Genomic DNA, 15972 nt, shown 5'->3' with positions numbered 1-15972 from the left:
CCAAATGAATTAATTTGGAGTTTTATTATTGATTGTTTTAGATTGATTTGTTTTTTCAGTTAGTGGTCTTGCACCATTAACCAGAGCGATTAAAGCAAAGACTGGACCACCGATATAAGGAAGTAATAACCAGCAAAGATTTCCTAAGTGGAAATCAAAGAAAACAATTAAAAAGATATATAGGGCGATTCCTAGAAGAAATAAAAGATAAATAGGTAATGCTTTATTTGCAATTTCTGCTCGACTGTCAGCACTAGTAGATATTTTTGAAAAAAGGAGCATCGTTGGTAAAATCAAAATTCCATAAATCATTGAAACTAGGGCAAAAATTCTACGGAAAGTTGAACTTTGAGCAAGAGTAGGTAACTTACGGGTTGTAAGTTGTGGACTACGTTCTTGAATAGCGGCAATGAATTTTTCTCTTTGAGTCCAACCCGTGTAAAATAATGCGAAAGCGAGTGTACCAAAAATAAACCATTCGTAGAGAATTGTCAGAGGGTTGGTTTGTTGTGAAGATAAACTACCCGAACTGGCCATGATTGCCATGAAATCATTCATAGCATGTACCACAATCGCAAAAATCAAATTGCTTGTTTTCATGTAAACCACAGCTGCGAAAAGTCCAAAAGCCATAACTCCAAGAACTTGAATGATAGTATTTCCTAAAGGTTGATTACGAATATTGACCAAATGCATGAGTCCAAATAGTATACTTGAAATAAATAAAGGAACAATAATCTTATCTTTAGAATTTTTAACTAAAATACCAAAAATCAAACCTCTAAAAGAGAGTTCTTCAGCAAAACCAATTAATAAAGTAGCTCCAATGGCTAGAAAAATATACGAAGCGGGGGCATGTTTTCCTATTGCAAGAACTAAACCTGCCAAAAACATGACTAAAGGAAGAATGAGTATTCCTAATGCTTTTTTCCAGTTATATCCTTTAAATAGCAATTTTTGATGCCAGAAAAAATGATTGAGTAGCAGTAAGATGATGATAATTGGAATTTCTTGAATAATAATAGAGGTTAGTGAAGCAAAATGTCCGAGGCTGCGTAACCAATTGATAAGACCAAGAGCCTTGAGAATAGGATTGAGTGCCAGTAAGTAGGCAAGCCAGACCAAGAAAACACTAAAGACGCTGATGTATTTTTTCATAGAAGACCTTTCTTGAGTTAAAAAATAGTTGTCAGTGAGCCTTTGTGAAAAAACTTTGACAGATTTTGCATAATATTTCAGTTATATTTTGATTATAGTTATAAATTTTCTTCTTGTCAATTATAAACAAAGGGTAAGTGATAAGCAGATCAAGATTATTAAGTAAAAAGTACTGACAAATTTATCGGTATTCTAAAACATTCAAAATAAGCTTAAAAAAATACTGACAGACTTGTTATGGTAGTAAATTTAACCATAATAAATCTGTCAGTAACTTTTTTTAATTACAACAATCATGTTTAACATCTGTTTTTTTAGTTGAATGAGATTCAGATGAAAGGGGCAGAGCCGCTGCTCCCTTGACCGGACAAGTGTTAACATTGCAATCTTCGCAAGCCCCTTTGCTACGAACAGTTTTAAAAATGGCAAATCCAGTAATAATGAGGATGACAGCCAAAATGACAATACTAGCTAAGTTCATAAGTAAGACCTTTCCCTTTTCTGAAAATGAAATATAAACCAACCGACAATACAATTAATGCTAATAAACTAAAAACATCAAAGTTTTGTGAGCTAAACAAACTACCCAATTGATAAATAATGAAACTCATGCTATAAGCAACTAAAGTTTGAAAACCAACCGCTCGTAAAGTCCAACGAACATCGCCCATTTCTTTATAAATTGTTGAGATTGCAGCAACACATGGCGCGCAAAGCAGATTGAAAACAAGGAGAGAATAAGCGGAAAGAGGAGTATAGGTGGCTTGAACAGCAGACCAGAGTTGGTGACTGTCAGAAGAATTATGAGCGAAAAGGACACCCATTGTTCCGACAATTGTTTCTTTTGCAATTAGTCCAGTAATTGTAGCGACTGTTGCACGCCACTCGCCAAAACCAAGAGGAGCAAAGATAACAGCAACAACTTTACCAACATCAGCAAGAATGGATTGACTCGCATCAACATGTGCCAAGGTCCAATTATAATTTGAAGTGAACCAAATCAAAACATTCATAGCGAAAATGATCGTACCAGCCCGCTTGACGAAAGAAAACGCACGGTCGAAAGCATATTTTAAAACAGTCATCGCATAAGGTAAATGATAGGCAGGAAGTTCCATGATGAAAGCCGAAGTATCACCAGAAAACATCCTTGTTTTTTTCAAAATAATACCGGATAGAATAATCATGGACATTCCCAAAAAGTAAGCACTAGGAGCAACCCAAGAAGCATGAGGGAAAAAAGCACCAGAAACTAATGCGATAATAGGGAGTTTGGCAGAACAAGGCATAAAAGTTGTGACCATAATTGTAATTTTTCGGTCACGCTCTTGCTCAATCGTTCTCGTCGCCATAATTCCAGGCACGCCACAGCCGGAAGCAATAAGCATGGGAATAAAAGACTTACCAGAAAGGCCAAAGCGTCTAAAAATTCGGTCCATGACAAAGGCTACCCGAGCCATATATCCAGAATCTTCCAGAATTCCTAAAAGTAAAAATAGCACAAAAATCTGTGGAACAAAACCTAAAATTGCCCCAATTCCGGCAACGACACCATTTAAAACTAAATCTTGAACCCAAGGAGTAACAGCTAAAGCATTCATTCCATTGGCAATTAAATCAGGAAGCCATTGACCAAAGAAGACATCATTGAGCCAATCGGTCGCTGCTGTTCCGACAGTTTGAATAGAAATAAAATAGACCAACCACATGATGAAGACAAAAATAGGAAGTCCCAACCATTTATGGGTAATAATCTGATCGATTCGATCTGTCAGATTAATTTTACCAGTTTCAGTCTGAGTAACGCAAAGTTGAACAATATGACCAATTAAATCATAACGTTCATTAACGATAATCGATTCACGGTCATCTGCCATTAATTTTTCGGTGATAGAAACAATTTCCTCAATTTCAGCCAGTTGTTTTGCTGATAAGCCAGCTTGAGAATTGTCAGTATGAACTTGCTGGCTTAGCGCTTTATCTGTTTCTCCAGCTAATAAAAGTTTGTCGCCTTCGAAAACTTTTATTTGTTCAAAACGATTGGTAAAACCAGTTACTTTACCAATTTCCGAGAGCGCCCCTTCAAGTCGATGGTCATAATCTAAAGGCTGACTTTCATGACTTTTAAGTGCTACTTTAACAACTTCATCTAAACCTTTATTTTTAATGGCCGAGGTTGTAACAACAGGAATTCCAAGGCTATAAGAAAGTTTTTCAATGTCGATTTTTTTTCCTTGACCAGCCAAAAGGTCGCTCATATTAAGCGCTAAAACCATAGGGATTCCAAGTTCCATCAGCTGTAAAGTCAAATAAAGTGAACGCTCTAAATTCGTTGAATCCACAATATTAATGAGGGCATCCGGTGGTGTTTTTGTCAAAAAATCTCTGGCAACTTGCTCATCAAGTGAATAAGGAGAAAGAGAATAAAGACCGGGCAAATCTTGGATACAAATACTTTTATCTTTTCGATAAAATCCAGATTTCTTTTCAACAGTGACCCCCGGCCAATTACCAACTTGCTGATTTGATCCGGTTAGTTGATTAAAAATACTCGTTTTTCCACTATTGGGGTTTCCGAGTAGTGCAATTATTTTCATATTATTAAAATTTCTTCTTAAATTTCGTTAGACTTTGTTAAGTGTTCTAGGACAATTTCTTTACAAAAATAACGATAAAAATAGGTCAACAATTTTGCTTACTATCGTTCAAGAACGACTTTGATTTTTTCAGCATCCGTCTTTCTCAAAGAGAGAGAATAGCCTCGAAGCCTAAGTTCAAGAGGGTCGCCAAGTGGTGCTAATTTTTGCAGATGAACACTTGTTCCTCGCGTAATGCCCATGTCCATCAAGCGGCGCCTGATATCAGACGTTGCGTCAATCATACGAACGACACCAGTTTGCCCAACTTGCAAGTGAGCTAAACCAATGATATCCTCGCTAGAACGTTCTTCTTTTACAAAAATTTGCTCTAAAAATTCAGAACTTAAAGCAAGGCGAGTTTCATCAATTTTGACAATTGCATTCTCGCCGTCAGTAGAAATTAGTGTTATTTTTTTATCGGAAATCATGCCTAAATCACGCAGTTTAGCTTGGTTTTTCCCAATAATTTTATGAATATAATAAATTTGCCCAATATGGGTATTGTTAAGAGTTTTCATTTTACCTCCCGGAATCAAATGATTACAGAAAATGTCAAGTACGTTTTACATTTATGATTATATCAAAATTTAAAGTACGATACAAGAATTTTCTGAAAAATAACAGTAACTTTTAATATTTAAGAAATGGAATTCCTAAAATCTTTAAGTACTTTCAATGGAAATCAATAGCGATTTTTGATAGGATGAATCATATCAGATGAGGACTTGTTTTTGACAAAAAAGTGCTTATTGACAGCCTAAATGTAAAGGTGTCAAGCCCTTTGTCAACCAAGTTTACACTAGTGTCAAAAAAGTTGACAGTCAATGGTCACATGTAGGAAAGGAAAATTGCTGATGGAAAAAGAAGAACTTAAAAAGAAATTAAGCCCACTTGCTTATCGTGTTACCCAAGAAAATGGGACAGAGGCCCCTTTTGCTAATGAGTTTGATGATTTCTTTGAAAAAGGATTGTATGTTGATGTTGTGAGTGGTGAAGCCCTATTTACAAGTTTAGATAAATATCAATCAGGCTGCGGTTGGCCAGCCTTTACACAACCGATTGATAAAGGAGTTGTCAAAGAAAAACGAGATAAATCTCTATTTATGGAACGTACAGAAGTTCGTTCTAGTAATGCTGACAGTCATTTGGGTCATGTTTTTACTGACGGCCCCCTAGATAAGGGAGGCTTGCGTTATTGTATTAATTCTGCCGCTTTGCGTTTCGTTCCTTTTGACCAATTAGAAGCAGAGGGTTATGGAGAGTACGTAAAATACTTTTCATAATTCTATACACTCAATAAAAAAGTTACTGACAGAAATTTTAATCGATGAAAAATGATTCTGTCAGTAACTTTTTATAAAGCAAAAGAAAAATTCTGATGTTAACATCAGAATTTTTTTTATTTCAATATTTTACTCAACTGAGAAGAGATATGGGTAAACCGGTTGTTTTCCTTCGTGGATTTCAACTTCAATTTCAGGATATTTTTTCTCAAGTTCTTTAGCAATTTTGTCAGCATTGGCTTTTTTGCCTTCTTCACCAATATAAATCGCCACAATCTCACTATCTTCATCAATCATTTGGTCAAAGACAGCAAAGATTGCATCATTCATTTTTCGTGTTGAAACAACAATTTTGTTATTCAACATTCCAAGTGTATCTTTTTTATGAATTTCGATACCATCGACATTTGTATCACGAATGGCTGTTGTTACTGAACCAGATTTAACGTCAAGAAGTGCATCAGTCATAGCGGCTTTATTTTCTTCAATTGAACGTGTAGGGTCAAAGCTCAAGAGTGCTGTAAATCCTTGAGGAACAGTGGCAGATTCAATCACTTCAACAGGAATTTCAGCAACTTCAGCAGCAGATTTTGCAGCCATAAAGATATTCTTGTTATTAGGTAAGATAATTACTTTTTCTGCGTTAACAGCTTCAATAGCAGTCAAAATATCTTCTGTCGAAGGATTCATTGTTTGACCACCAGAAACAACATGATTAACACCCATTTCACGGAAAATATCAGCTAAACCTTCACCAGCAGCAATAGCAATTAAGCCCCAGTCTTTTTTAGAAGTAGAAGTTGAAACATTTGTTGATTTTGCTTCTTTTTCAGCGACTCCTTCATTTTGCAGGCGCATATTGTCAACTTTAACTTTTACAAGACGTCCATATTTAAGTCCTTCTTGCATAACTAAACCAGGATCTTCTGTATGAACGTGGACTTTAACGACTTCCTCATCATCAACAACAAGAAGTGAATTCCCAATTCCTGCAAGATAAGCTTGGAAGTTATCGTGGTCGTAACTTTCACGAGAAGTTGGACCTTTACCGAGTTCAACCATGATTTCTGTACAATAACCAAATTTGATGTCCGCTGTTGAAGCATTGGCAACACTTTCGTGTTCAACATTAACCATACGGTCCATTGCGCCAAGTTCGGCAACAGGTGTTTCTGGTACGAATTCACCATTAAGCGCCATTAAAAAGCCTTCATAGATATAAACCAAACCTTGACCACCAGAGTCAACAACTCCAACTTCTTTAAGAACTGGGAGCATATCAGGAGTCATGGCAAGTGCTTTTTTAGCTCCTTCAAGTGCTGCTTCCATAATTTTAACAGCATCATCAGTTTCGTCAGTTTTGCGTTTTGCTAACTCAGCAGCACCACGAGAAACAGTTAAAATTGTCCCCTCAACAGGTTTCATAACTGCCTTATAGGCTACTTCGACCCCATTTTGAAGTGCAGCTGCAAGATGGATTCCATCAATTTCTTCGTAATCTTTAACATATTGAGCGAAACCACGGAAAAGTTGGCTTAAAATAACACCAGAATTTCCACGAGCCCCCATAAGAAGACCTTTTGAAAGAATTTGAGCCACTTGACCAACAGTATCAGCTGGTTTAGAAGCAACATCTTTTGCCCCATTTGTAATGGTCATGCCCATGTTTGTTCCTGTATCTCCATCGGGAACAGGGAAAACATTAAGCGAGTTAACATATTCGGCTTGTTCGTTCAAACGGCTTGCCGCTGCTTGAACCATTTCTTGAAATTTACTTGCATTAATATTTGACACTAATCTTCAACCACCTTCACATTTTGTACATATACGTTTACGCTACTGGCTGTGATGCCAAGTTGATTTTCGAGATTGAAACGAACACGTTCTTGAATATTTTTTGCAACTTCGCTAATTTTTACACCATAAGAAATGACAACATAAACATCGATAGAAGTTTCGTTGTCAGCAGTTGTAACGACAACTCCTTTAGAATAGTTTTCTTGACGCAAAACACTGCGAACATTATCTTTAACAGCAGATTTACTGGTCATGCCGACTACGCCGAAAATTTCAGTTGTAGATGCACCTACAACCGTTGCAATGACTTCGGTAGCAATATCGACATTCCCGTGTTGGTTGTTGATAGTAACACTCATTTTCATAGCTGTACCGTCGTCAATAATTTACAAATTTTTGTAAATAAAGAAAAATTGACTGACAAACGGCACTTTCCTCCATATTATTTAAATATCATTACTCATTTTATCATACTTTTATAAAATAAAACAGCTCTTTTGAACTGCTTTTTGAAATTTACCATTTGTCAGCGCTGACAGAGTTTGTTGGTAACAATTTTATTTACTGACAGAGCTGTCAGTAAATAAAAAATCCCGTCAGATGACAGGATATTTTTGTGTTTTGCAAAAAACAAAAATTATACGCGTTCTACGCCTGCTGGCAATTTCTTCAAAGCTTTAGCTGAAGCCCATACAGTTTTGAGTTCACCGTTTTCAAGAATTGTAACTTTTTGAAGATTTGGTTTAACTACACGTTTAGTTTGATTCATCGCGTGTGAACGGTTGTTACTTGAAACAGTCTTACGACCAGTAAAATAACATTCTTTAGACATGATATTTACCTCCCATTAGATTTTTATGTGCTTAAAAACAACATACTTGTTGATTATAACATTTTTCAAATAAAAAAATCAAGCTTTTGACTATTTTTGGCTGTTTTTTTTCACGCTTTCTGATAAAATGAGATTATGGAAAATTTAATCGAAGAACTTACTGCTAAAAATAAAGAATACATTCATTCGGTAACGAAACAACTGATTTTAGTTGGGAAATCAGATGAAGAAGTTAAAGAAATCTTGAATGACATTCTTCCGCAAATTATTGAAGGTCAAAAATCAGGAATTATTGCTCGTAAATTATTGGGAGCGCCAACTGAATTTGTTGCTCAATATCAACCCAAAGTTGCTGATAGACCTGTCAGTGAAAAAAATGAAAATCCAGTTTTGATGTGGCTTGATAGTAGCCTACTCTTTTTAGGATTTATTTCTCTTTTAAATGGAGTAACCGCACTTATCACTTCTAAGGCTCCGGTTTATGGCTTGATTACAACAATCTTGTCAGCGGCAGTTGCTGGTTTGGTAATGTATATGATGTATCGTTACTTTTATCGTCCTAAAGCGGATAACAGTCGTAGGACTTGGAATTGGAAAGGTTTTGCAGCAACCACTTTGTCAGTTCTCCTTTGGATTGCGGTAACCATCTTCTCTGGTCTTTTGCCAACATCAGTTAATTTGCAACTTCCCGCAATTGCTTTAGTTATTGTTGGACTTGTAGCCTTTGGAGTTCGTTGGCTCTTGAAACGTCAATTTAACATTCAATCTGCTTTGGTTGCTCAACCAAGAAGATAAAAAAGAAAGTCTCTGATTTTAGAGATTTTTTATTTATATAGGTAGAATCTTTTCATTAGCGTTTTAAAATAGTATCAGAAATGCCTATTTATCAACCTTTTATCCTCAAAATGACCACGGAGGGTTGTGTATTGATAAAAATTTTGTGTTATAATGTATATTGATTAATTATGATTATGGAGGTCCTTTGATGAAAGGGATTATTTTAGCAGGAGGGTCTGGAACACGACTTTACCCACTCACACGTGCTGCCTCAAAACAATTGATGCCTATTTACGATAAACCAATGATTTATTACCCATTGTCAACTTTGATGTTGGCTGGGATTAAAGACATTTTGATTATCTCGACACCAACAGATACCCCACGTTTTAAAGAGTTACTTCAAGACGGTTCTGAGTTTGGGATTAATCTGCAATATGCGGTACAACCATCACCAGATGGATTGGCTCAAGCTTTTATTATTGGTGAAGAATTTATTGGTGATGATTCAGTTGCGCTTATTTTAGGTGATAATATTTATCACGGACCTGGAATGTCTAAAATGCTCCAAAATGCAGCTGCAAAAGAAAAAGGAGCCACTGTTTTTGGTTATCATGTTCCTGACCCAGAACGTTTTGGTGTCGTTGAATTTGATGAAAACATGAATGCTGTTTCTATTGAAGAAAAACCAGAAGAACCTAAATCAAATTATGCAGTAACTGGTTTATACTTCTACGATAATGATGTTATTGAAATTGCCAAAAACATTGAACCTTCACCTCGTGGAGAGCTTGAAATTACTGACGTAAATAAAGCTTATCTTGAACGTGGCGATTTATCAGTTGAATTAATGGGCCGTGGTTTTGCTTGGTTAGATACTGGAACACATGAATCTCTCCTTGAAGCCGCACAATATATTGAAACAGTTCAACGGATGCAAAATATGCAAGTGGCAAACTTGGAAGAAATTGCTTATCGTATGGGTTATATTACAGCTGACGATGTTCTTAAATTGGCTCAACCGCTTAAGAAAAATGAGTATGGTCAATACTTGCTTCGTTTGATTGGAAAAGACTAAAAAGTCATTATTAAAGTAAAGTTGTCAAAGTACAAGAAGGACAATCAATGCTAAAAAATATTTGGGAATGGTTTTTGTGGTTTACTGGTGTGACTGACGCAGGTTGGTCAGCGTGGTGGGGCGGATTTTTCAGCTGTTTGCCACTTTTTGGTGTCTTTGCTGTTGTTTGGCGAAGACTAAAATGTCATGCACCAGGTTGTCATCGAATTGGACTTCATCGCACAGCTGATGGACTTTATGTTCTTTGTCGAAAACATCATCCAGATGTACCTAATAACCTAACGCTCGAACACATTCAAAAATCACACGTCAATGCAAAAGCGAAAAAAGATAAGTGACTGAATGAAGTTAGCGTTGTTCTTGAATGAACTTTGAAAATAGTGATTAGAAAGAAAAATATGACTGATAATTTTTTTGAAAAAACATTGGCTGCACGAGAAATCAGCCAAATTCCTGGAATGTTAGAATTTGATATCCCAGTTCATGGTGATAATCGTGGATGGTTTAAAGAAAATTTCCAAAAAGAAAAAATGATGCCACTTGGCTTTCCAGAAAGCTTCTTTGCCGAAGAAAAATTACAAAACAATGTAAGTTTTTCTCGTAAAAATGTTTTGCGTGGTCTCCACGCTGAACCTTGGGATAAGTATATTTCTGTCGCTGATGGCGGAAGTGTTTTAGGCGCATGGGTTGATTTACGTGAAGGAGAAAATTTCGGCCATGTTTATCAAACTGTGATTGATGCAAGTAAAGGAATTTTTGTTCCACGTGGTGTGGCTAATGGATTCCAAGTTTTGTCTGACACAGTTTCTTATAGCTATTTAGTTAATGATTACTGGGCACTTGAACTTAAACCTAAATACGCTTTTGTGAATTATGCTGACCCAACTTTGGGAATTAAGTGGGAAGATGTTGAAAATGCTGAAGTTTCTGAAGCTGATAAAAATCATCCATTATTAAAAGATGTAAAAGCTTTGAAGGCTGATGAACTCTAATGTTTGCTTTACATTTACGAACTAAAAAACGTTTAGAATTTTGGCAAGTTGAAAAAAATACTGACAGACCAAGCTGGGCCAATCAGGCATTTACTGACGGGGGCTTTTCTTGGAATGATAAATCGCTGTCAGTAAAAAATGTCGGTGGTTTACTCAAAATGACAGTCCCTATTGGCGATTATTTGGTCTTCAATGGAAAATATTTAAAAGCTGTGCCAAAAGCAAAATTTGTCAGAGAGTATCGAGTGGATTAATTTTCAAGATTTACTAATAAATAATCGAAAAAGGAAAAAACATGACTGAATTTAAAAATATCGTTGTAACAGGTGGAGCAGGATTTATTGGCTCAAACTTTGTACACTATGTTTATAACAATCATCCAGACGTGCATATCACAGTTTTGGATAAATTAACTTATGCAGGAAATGTTAATAACATTAACATGTTATTTGACAGTGGACGTGTCGAACTTGTTGTTGGCGACATCGCAGACCCTGAAATTGTTGATCAAGTGGCTTCTAAAGCAGACGCAATTGTTCACTATGCAGCTGAAAGCCATAATGATAATTCTTTGAAATCTCAAGATGAATTTATCCAAACAAACTTTATCGGAACTTATACTTTGATTCAAGCGGCTCGTAAATATGATTTACGCTTCCACCATGTTTCTACTGATGAAGTTTATGGTGATTTGCCTTATCGCGAAGATTTGCCAGGTCATGGCGAAGGTGAAGGTGAAAAATTTACTGACAAAACACCTTACAATCCATCAAGCCCTTACTCTTCAACTAAAGCGGCTTCTGATTTGATTGTTCGTGCTTGGGTCCGTTCATTTGGGCTTAAAGCAACAATTTCAAACTGCTCAAATAACTACGGACCTTTCCAACACATCGAAAAATTTATTCCTCGTCAAATTACTAATATTCTTTCAGGAATCAAACCAAAACTTTACGGTGATGGTAAAAACGTTCGTGACTGGATTCATACAGAAGACCATTCATCAGGTGTTTGGACAATTTTGACTAAAGGTCGTATGGGTGAAACTTATCTTATCGGTGCAGACGGTGAAAAAAATAACAAAGAAGTTCTTGAAGATATTTTGACTCGTATGGGCAAAGATAAAGACGATTATGACCGTGTAACTGACCGTGCTGGACATGACCTTCGTTACGCGATTGATAATAGTAAATTACGTACAGAACTTGGTTGGACTCCAAAACATACTGACTTTGAATCTGGTTTGCAAGCGACAATCGACTGGTATCGTGAAAACGAAAACTGGTGGAAAGCTGAAAAAGAAGCTGTTGAAGCAAAATATGCTGAGACACAAAAAGTTTTGGATAAATAAAATAAATTCCAATTATATTATCTAAAAGTTACTGACAGTAATAATGAAAAAATCTGTCAGTAAAAAATTAAAGATTGGAGAACAAATGATTTTAATAACAGGTGGAAATGGACAACTTGGAACAGAGTTGCGTCATTTACTTGATGAACGTGGCATAGCTTATACAGCAACAGATGCTAAAGAACTCGATATTACTGACGGCGTCGCTGTTGATAAATTCTTTGATGAAAATAAACCTGAACTTGTCTATCATTGTGCGGCTTATACAGCTGTTGATAAAGCTGAAGACGAAGGTCGTGAACTTGATGAAAAAATCAATGTTGATGGAACTAAAAATGTAGCCGAAGCGGCAGCACGTGTTGGGGCAACACTTGTTTATATTTCAACTGACTATGTTTTTGGCGGAACTTTGCCAATTGGCCAAGAGTGGCCAGTTGATGCACCAAAAGCTCCTGAATCTGAATATGGACGGACGAAACATCTTGGTGAAGAAGCAGTTGTGGCTTCTGGTGTAAAACATTACATCATCCGTACTGCTTGGGTTTTTGGTTCTTATGGACCAAACTTTGTCTTCACAATGCAAAACTTGGCGACACGTTTTCCAGAATTAACCGTTGTTAATGATCAACACGGCAGACCAACTTGGACACGTACACTTGCTGAATTTATGGTTTATTTGGTTAATGAAAAAGCTGATTTTGGTTTTTATCATCTAACAAACGATGCTGCGCCTGGTGAAGATGTGACTTGGTTTGATTTTGCCAAAGAAATCTTGAAAGACACAGATGTGCTTGTTAAACCTGTGGATTCAAGCAAATTCCCGGCAAAAGCAAAACGTCCATTTAATTCAACAATGAGTCTTGAAAAAGCAAAAGCGACAGGTTTTGTCATTCCAACATGGCAAGAAGCTTTAGCAAGTATGCTTGAAAAAGGCGATTTGCGTGAAAATAAAGATGGCGTAAAAGGCGAAATTAACAAAAAATAATGACACTGTCATTAAAATAAACTAATTGAAAATTCTGTCAGCGACCTGCAAAAGCTCGTCAGTACTGACAGAATTCTCATTTTGAGAGGCTGAAATAATCACTAAATAAATTTTAGTGAGTAAAAGGAACAACATGAAAAAACACGTTTTTATCATTGGTAGCCGTGGCTTACCAGCGAAATATGGAGGGTTTGAAACATTTGTTGAAGAACTCGTCAAACATCAAAATAATAAAAATATAAAATATCATGTAGCTTGTCAAAGTGAGAATTCAGACATGGCACTACCTGGAGAACATTTTGAGTATCTTGGAGCAGATTGTTTTGTAATTAAGTTACCCAAAATTGGTTCAGCACGTGTGATTGCTTATGATATTTTAGCCATTAATGCGGCACTTAAATATTGTAAAAAAGAAGAAATCAAAGCGCCTATTTTTTATATTCTTGGGAATACAGCAGGTGGATTTATTGGCCATTATGCTAATAAAATCCATAAACTTGGTGGAAAATTATTTGTCAATCCTGATGGATTGGAATGGAAAAGAACCAAGTGGGCAGCACCAATTCGTTCTTATTTGAAATTTGCTGAGAAAAAAATGGTGCGATATGCTGATTTGATTATTTCAGATAACGCAGGAATTAAAGAATATTTAACAAGTGAATATGGACAAGTTGAATCAGAAGTGATTGCTTATGGAACAGAAAAGTTCAAGTCCGATTTGACAGAATCAGAAACTCTGGTAAAATATAAAGTTAATGATTATTATTTGATTGTAGGGCGTTTTGTGCCTGAAAATAATTATGAAACGCTAATTAGAGCCTTCATGAAAAGTTCAACAAAACGAGACCTTGTGATTATTACTAATCATGAAGGCAATGCTTACTTCAAAGAATTGCGCGAAAAAACGCAATTCGACAAGGATGCACGAATTAAATTTGTTGGAACAGTCTATAATCAAAACGAATTGAGATATATTCGTGAACATGCCTTTGCTTATTTACATGGTCATGAGGTAGGGGGGACAAATCCTGGATTGCTTGAGGCCATGTGGTCAACAGCGGTCAATGTTGTTTTAGGAGTCAATTTCAACCGGACGACAGCAGGCGATTCCGTCATTTATTTTGACAAGGAAAATTTACTGACAACTTTGTCAGAAGTTGAAAATTTGACCCCAGATGAAGGTCAAAGATTACACGAAAAAGCTCAGGCAATTATCGAAGAAAAATATACTTGGGAGCATATTTGTGCTCAATATGAGGACCTTTTCGCTCCAAAGTTTACTGATGAGTCTGAGCCTTTAAGAAAAATGGAGAACCTAGCCAGAGGCGGAGATGAGAGTTAATATTTTAATGTCAACCTACAACGGCGAGAAGTTCGTCGCTGATCAGATTGAGAGTATTCAAAAACAAACTTATACTGACTGGAATTTAATCATTCGTGACGATGGTTCAATTGATAGAACCTGCAAAATTGTTGATGATTTTGTCAGTAAAGACAACAGAATTAAATTAATTCGAGCTGAAAATGTTGGGGTGATTAAATCCTTTCATGAGCTTGTAACAGATAATAACAATGCTGACTTCTATTTTTTTGCTGACCAAGATGATTATTGGTTGCCAGAGAAGCTGTCAGTAATGCTAGAAGAAACTAAGAAACATGATAATAGTAAACCGGTCATGTATTATACAGATTTGAAAGTTACTGACAGAAACCTTAATGTGACTTCGGAATCCATGATACGTGGTCAGTCTGACCATGCAAATACAAAACTTGTTCAAGAATTGACTGAAAATACGGTCACAGGTGGAGCGAGTATGATTAATCATGAGCTTGCACAACTTTGGCAAAGCACAAATGATATTATTATGCATGATTGGTATTTGGCAATTGTAGCAGCTGCACTCGGTGAGTTGGTTTATATTGACCAACCTACTCATCTTTATCGTCAGCACGATTCTAATGTTTTGGGAGCAAGAACCCTCTCAAAACGGATAAAAAAATGGATACACCCAAACTTATGGTTTGAAAAATATTGGTGGCTCATTACAGCCAGTCAAAAACAAGCTCAAAAATTACTGACAGAAAATTTGTCACTAATGTCGGAAGCTGATAGAGCACTTGTCAGTGATTATGTCAATATTTTAAAACAACCCAAAGCAGAGCGTCGACAAATTCTTGATCGATACAATTTACGTAAAAATAAAAATTATCATACAAGAATCTTTCGCACACTTATCATCACAAAATTTGCATATAAAGGAAAAAAATAAATGAATTTCTTCAGCCGTAGAAATCAAATTCTACTTAAAGAGCTTGTTAAAACTGACTTTAAATTAAGGTATCAAGGATCTGTTATTGGATACTTATGGTCAGTTTTGAAACCTATTTTACTCTTTGTAATTATGTACTTAGTGTTTGTACGTTTTATGAGATTTGGAGCGAGTACCCCCCACTTTGCTGTAGCACTTTTACTAGGGATTACGGTTTGGAATTTCTTTGGTGAAGCGACAAATGTTGGAATGTTATCCATTGTCAGTAGAGTCGATTTATTAAGAAAGGTCAATTTTTCGAAACCTGTCATTATCTTCTCGGTAGTTATAAATGCTTTGATTAATCTTATTATTTCTCTTATTGTTGTTTTGGGATTTGCAATTATCAATGGTGTTTCTTTTAGTTGGAATATCATTTTTGTTGTCCCTTTACTTATTGAATTGATTCTGTTTACTACCGGATTAGCTTTTATTTTATCAACATTATTTGTATATTTCCGTGATTTAGGACCAATTTGGGAAGTAATAATGCAAGCAGGATTTTATGGAACCCCAATTATCTACCCAATCACACAAATTTCCACAAACCATTTATTTGTTGCAAAAATTCTCATGCTTAATCCAATGGCTCAAATTATTCAGGATTTGCGCTATATCTTGACTTTTAGTAACAATACAAATCCAACACTTTGGCAACTTTGGGATCACTCTTGGGTTATTATACTTCCATATCTTATACCAATTTTCGTTTTTGCTTTTGGATATTGGTTTTTCATGAAGCATGCGAACAAGTTTGCTGAAATTATTTAATAA

18 protein-coding genes are annotated in these 15972 nt (G+C 35.9%); 11 read left to right on the top strand and 7 right to left on the bottom strand.

The window, feature by feature from the left end:
* Window positions 1-9 precede the first annotated feature (9 nt).
* The 4 genes from IAE52_RS10065 to IAE52_RS10050 form a co-directional block, all read right to left on the bottom strand.
* Window positions 10-1158, bottom strand: coding sequence for a CPBP family intramembrane glutamic endopeptidase (locus IAE52_RS10065; protein ID WP_109990586.1), 1149 nt, complete (start codon window positions 1156-1158; stop codon window positions 10-12).
* Window positions 1159-1438: 280 nt separating this feature from the next.
* Window positions 1439-1639, bottom strand: a complete 201-nt coding sequence (locus tag IAE52_RS10060) for a hypothetical protein (RefSeq protein ID WP_081213320.1) — start codon at window positions 1637-1639, stop codon at window positions 1439-1441.
* Window positions 1626-3755 carry a ferrous iron transport protein B gene (feoB, locus tag IAE52_RS10055; protein WP_033899146.1) on the bottom strand — a complete coding sequence of 710 codons (2130 nt, stop codon included), beginning with the start codon at window positions 3753-3755 and terminating at the stop codon, window positions 1626-1628. The genes IAE52_RS10060 and feoB overlap by 14 nt, the downstream gene beginning before the upstream one ends.
* Window positions 3756-3856: 101 nt before the next feature.
* On the bottom strand, window positions 3857-4315 hold the full coding sequence (locus IAE52_RS10050; RefSeq protein ID WP_003129762.1) for a ferrous iron transport protein A: 459 nt from the start codon (window positions 4313-4315) through the stop codon (window positions 3857-3859).
* Between the two features lie 336 nt (window positions 4316-4651).
* Here IAE52_RS10050 and msrB point away from each other — a divergent pair, with 336 nt between their 5' ends.
* Window positions 4652-5080 (top strand): peptide-methionine (R)-S-oxide reductase MsrB, encoded by a 429-nt coding sequence (msrB, locus tag IAE52_RS10045; RefSeq protein WP_012897028.1) that lies wholly within the window; start codon window positions 4652-4654, stop codon window positions 5078-5080.
* Window positions 5081-5209: 129 nt separating this feature from the next.
* Here the strand turns inward: msrB and IAE52_RS10040 are convergent, their stop codons facing one another.
* The 3 genes from IAE52_RS10040 to rpmB all read right to left on the bottom strand — a co-directional run bounded on the left by IAE52_RS10040 (window position 5210) and on the right by rpmB (window position 7709).
* A complete protein-coding gene (locus IAE52_RS10040) occupies window positions 5210-6874 on the bottom strand; it encodes a DAK2 domain-containing protein (protein WP_003129765.1) in 1665 nt (554 codons plus the stop codon).
* Window positions 6874-7236: an Asp23/Gls24 family envelope stress response protein gene (locus tag IAE52_RS10035; RefSeq protein ID WP_025016601.1), complete on the bottom strand. Its 363-nt coding sequence runs from the start codon at window positions 7234-7236 to the stop codon at window positions 6874-6876. The genes IAE52_RS10040 and IAE52_RS10035 overlap by 1 nt, the downstream gene beginning before the upstream one ends.
* A 278-nt stretch (window positions 7237-7514) precedes the next feature.
* On the bottom strand, window positions 7515-7709 hold the full coding sequence (gene rpmB, locus IAE52_RS10030) for a 50S ribosomal protein L28 (RefSeq protein ID WP_003129776.1): 195 nt from the start codon (window positions 7707-7709) through the stop codon (window positions 7515-7517).
* A 135-nt stretch (window positions 7710-7844) separates the two neighbouring features.
* Here rpmB and IAE52_RS10025 point away from each other — a divergent pair, with 135 nt between their 5' ends.
* From IAE52_RS10025 to IAE52_RS09980, 10 genes are all read left to right on the top strand, one after another.
* Window positions 7845-8504, top strand: a complete 660-nt coding sequence (locus IAE52_RS10025) for a DUF1129 domain-containing protein (protein WP_012897029.1) — start codon at window positions 7845-7847, stop codon at window positions 8502-8504.
* 190 nt (window positions 8505-8694) lie between these two features.
* Window positions 8695-9564: a glucose-1-phosphate thymidylyltransferase RfbA gene (rfbA, locus tag IAE52_RS10020; RefSeq protein WP_010905191.1), complete on the top strand. Its 870-nt coding sequence runs from the start codon at window positions 8695-8697 to the stop codon at window positions 9562-9564.
* 47 nt (window positions 9565-9611) lie between these two features.
* A complete protein-coding gene (locus IAE52_RS10015) occupies window positions 9612-9902 on the top strand; it encodes a hypothetical protein (protein ID WP_003129779.1) in 291 nt (96 codons plus the stop codon).
* Window positions 9903-9962: 60 nt separating this feature from the next.
* Complete coding sequence (locus IAE52_RS10010) at window positions 9963-10556, top strand: dTDP-4-dehydrorhamnose 3,5-epimerase family protein (RefSeq protein WP_010905193.1); 594 nt, start codon at window positions 9963-9965, stop codon at window positions 10554-10556.
* Window positions 10556-10810, top strand: a complete 255-nt coding sequence (locus IAE52_RS10005) for a hypothetical protein (protein ID WP_003129781.1) — start codon at window positions 10556-10558, stop codon at window positions 10808-10810. The genes IAE52_RS10010 and IAE52_RS10005 overlap by 1 nt, the downstream gene beginning before the upstream one ends.
* A 41-nt stretch (window positions 10811-10851) precedes the next feature.
* Window positions 10852-11904 (top strand): dTDP-glucose 4,6-dehydratase, encoded by a 1053-nt coding sequence (rfbB, locus tag IAE52_RS10000; protein WP_033899140.1) that lies wholly within the window; start codon window positions 10852-10854, stop codon window positions 11902-11904.
* A gap of 85 nt (window positions 11905-11989) precedes the next feature.
* A complete protein-coding gene (gene rfbD / locus IAE52_RS09995) occupies window positions 11990-12889 on the top strand; it encodes a dTDP-4-dehydrorhamnose reductase (RefSeq protein WP_025016599.1) in 900 nt (299 codons plus the stop codon).
* A gap of 133 nt (window positions 12890-13022) precedes the next feature.
* Window positions 13023-14231 (top strand): beta 1-4 rhamnosyltransferase Cps2T, encoded by a 1209-nt coding sequence (gene cps2T, locus IAE52_RS09990; RefSeq protein WP_033899138.1) that lies wholly within the window; start codon window positions 13023-13025, stop codon window positions 14229-14231.
* Complete coding sequence (locus IAE52_RS09985) at window positions 14221-15159, top strand: glycosyltransferase family 2 protein (RefSeq protein ID WP_109990587.1); 939 nt, start codon at window positions 14221-14223, stop codon at window positions 15157-15159. Before cps2T ends, IAE52_RS09985 begins: the two co-directional genes overlap by 11 nt.
* Window positions 15160-15969 carry an ABC transporter permease gene (locus IAE52_RS09980; RefSeq protein ID WP_023163671.1) on the top strand — a complete coding sequence of 270 codons (810 nt, stop codon included), beginning with the start codon at window positions 15160-15162 and terminating at the stop codon, window positions 15967-15969.
* Window positions 15970-15972: the final 3 nt, after the last annotated feature.

It is taken from the genome of Lactococcus sp. S47 (genome assembly GCF_016517475.1).
In the GTDB taxonomy this organism is placed as follows: Bacteria; Bacillota; Bacilli; order Lactobacillales; family Streptococcaceae; genus Lactococcus; species Lactococcus lactis.
This window is presented reverse-complemented; position numbering and strand designations above follow the sequence as displayed.

Bases quoted from the DNA above. Each gene is read 5' to 3' on its own strand.
- IAE52_RS10065 (WP_109990586.1), bottom strand. From the start codon at position 1,158: ATGAAAAAATACATCAGCGTCTTTAGTGTTTTCTTGGTCTGGCTTGCC.
- IAE52_RS10060 (WP_081213320.1), bottom strand. From the start codon at position 1,639: ATGAACTTAGCTAGTATTGTCATTTTGGCTGTCATCCTCATTATTACT.
- feoB (WP_033899146.1), bottom strand. From the start codon at position 3,755: ATGAAAATAATTGCACTACTCGGAAACCCCAATAGTGGAAAAACGAGT.
- IAE52_RS10050 (WP_003129762.1), bottom strand. From the start codon at position 4,315: ATGAAAACTCTTAACAATACCCATATTGGGCAAATTTATTATATTCAT.
- msrB (WP_012897028.1), top strand. From the start codon at position 4,652: ATGGAAAAAGAAGAACTTAAAAAGAAATTAAGCCCACTTGCTTATCGT.
- IAE52_RS10035 (WP_025016601.1), bottom strand. From the start codon at position 7,236: ATGAGTGTTACTATCAACAACCAACACGGGAATGTCGATATTGCTACC.
- rpmB (WP_003129776.1), bottom strand. From the start codon at position 7,709: ATGTCTAAAGAATGTTATTTTACTGGTCGTAAGACTGTTTCAAGTAAC.
- IAE52_RS10025 (WP_012897029.1), top strand. From the start codon at position 7,845: ATGGAAAATTTAATCGAAGAACTTACTGCTAAAAATAAAGAATACATT.
- rfbA (WP_010905191.1), top strand. From the start codon at position 8,695: ATGAAAGGGATTATTTTAGCAGGAGGGTCTGGAACACGACTTTACCCA.
- IAE52_RS10015 (WP_003129779.1), top strand. From the start codon at position 9,612: ATGCTAAAAAATATTTGGGAATGGTTTTTGTGGTTTACTGGTGTGACT.
- IAE52_RS10010 (WP_010905193.1), top strand. From the start codon at position 9,963: ATGACTGATAATTTTTTTGAAAAAACATTGGCTGCACGAGAAATCAGC.
- IAE52_RS10005 (WP_003129781.1), top strand. From the start codon at position 10,556: ATGTTTGCTTTACATTTACGAACTAAAAAACGTTTAGAATTTTGGCAA.
- rfbB (WP_033899140.1), top strand. From the start codon at position 10,852: ATGACTGAATTTAAAAATATCGTTGTAACAGGTGGAGCAGGATTTATT.
- rfbD (WP_025016599.1), top strand. From the start codon at position 11,990: ATGATTTTAATAACAGGTGGAAATGGACAACTTGGAACAGAGTTGCGT.
- cps2T (WP_033899138.1), top strand. From the start codon at position 13,023: ATGAAAAAACACGTTTTTATCATTGGTAGCCGTGGCTTACCAGCGAAA.
- IAE52_RS09985 (WP_109990587.1), top strand. From the start codon at position 14,221: ATGAGAGTTAATATTTTAATGTCAACCTACAACGGCGAGAAGTTCGTC.
- IAE52_RS09980 (WP_023163671.1), top strand. From the start codon at position 15,160: ATGAATTTCTTCAGCCGTAGAAATCAAATTCTACTTAAAGAGCTTGTT.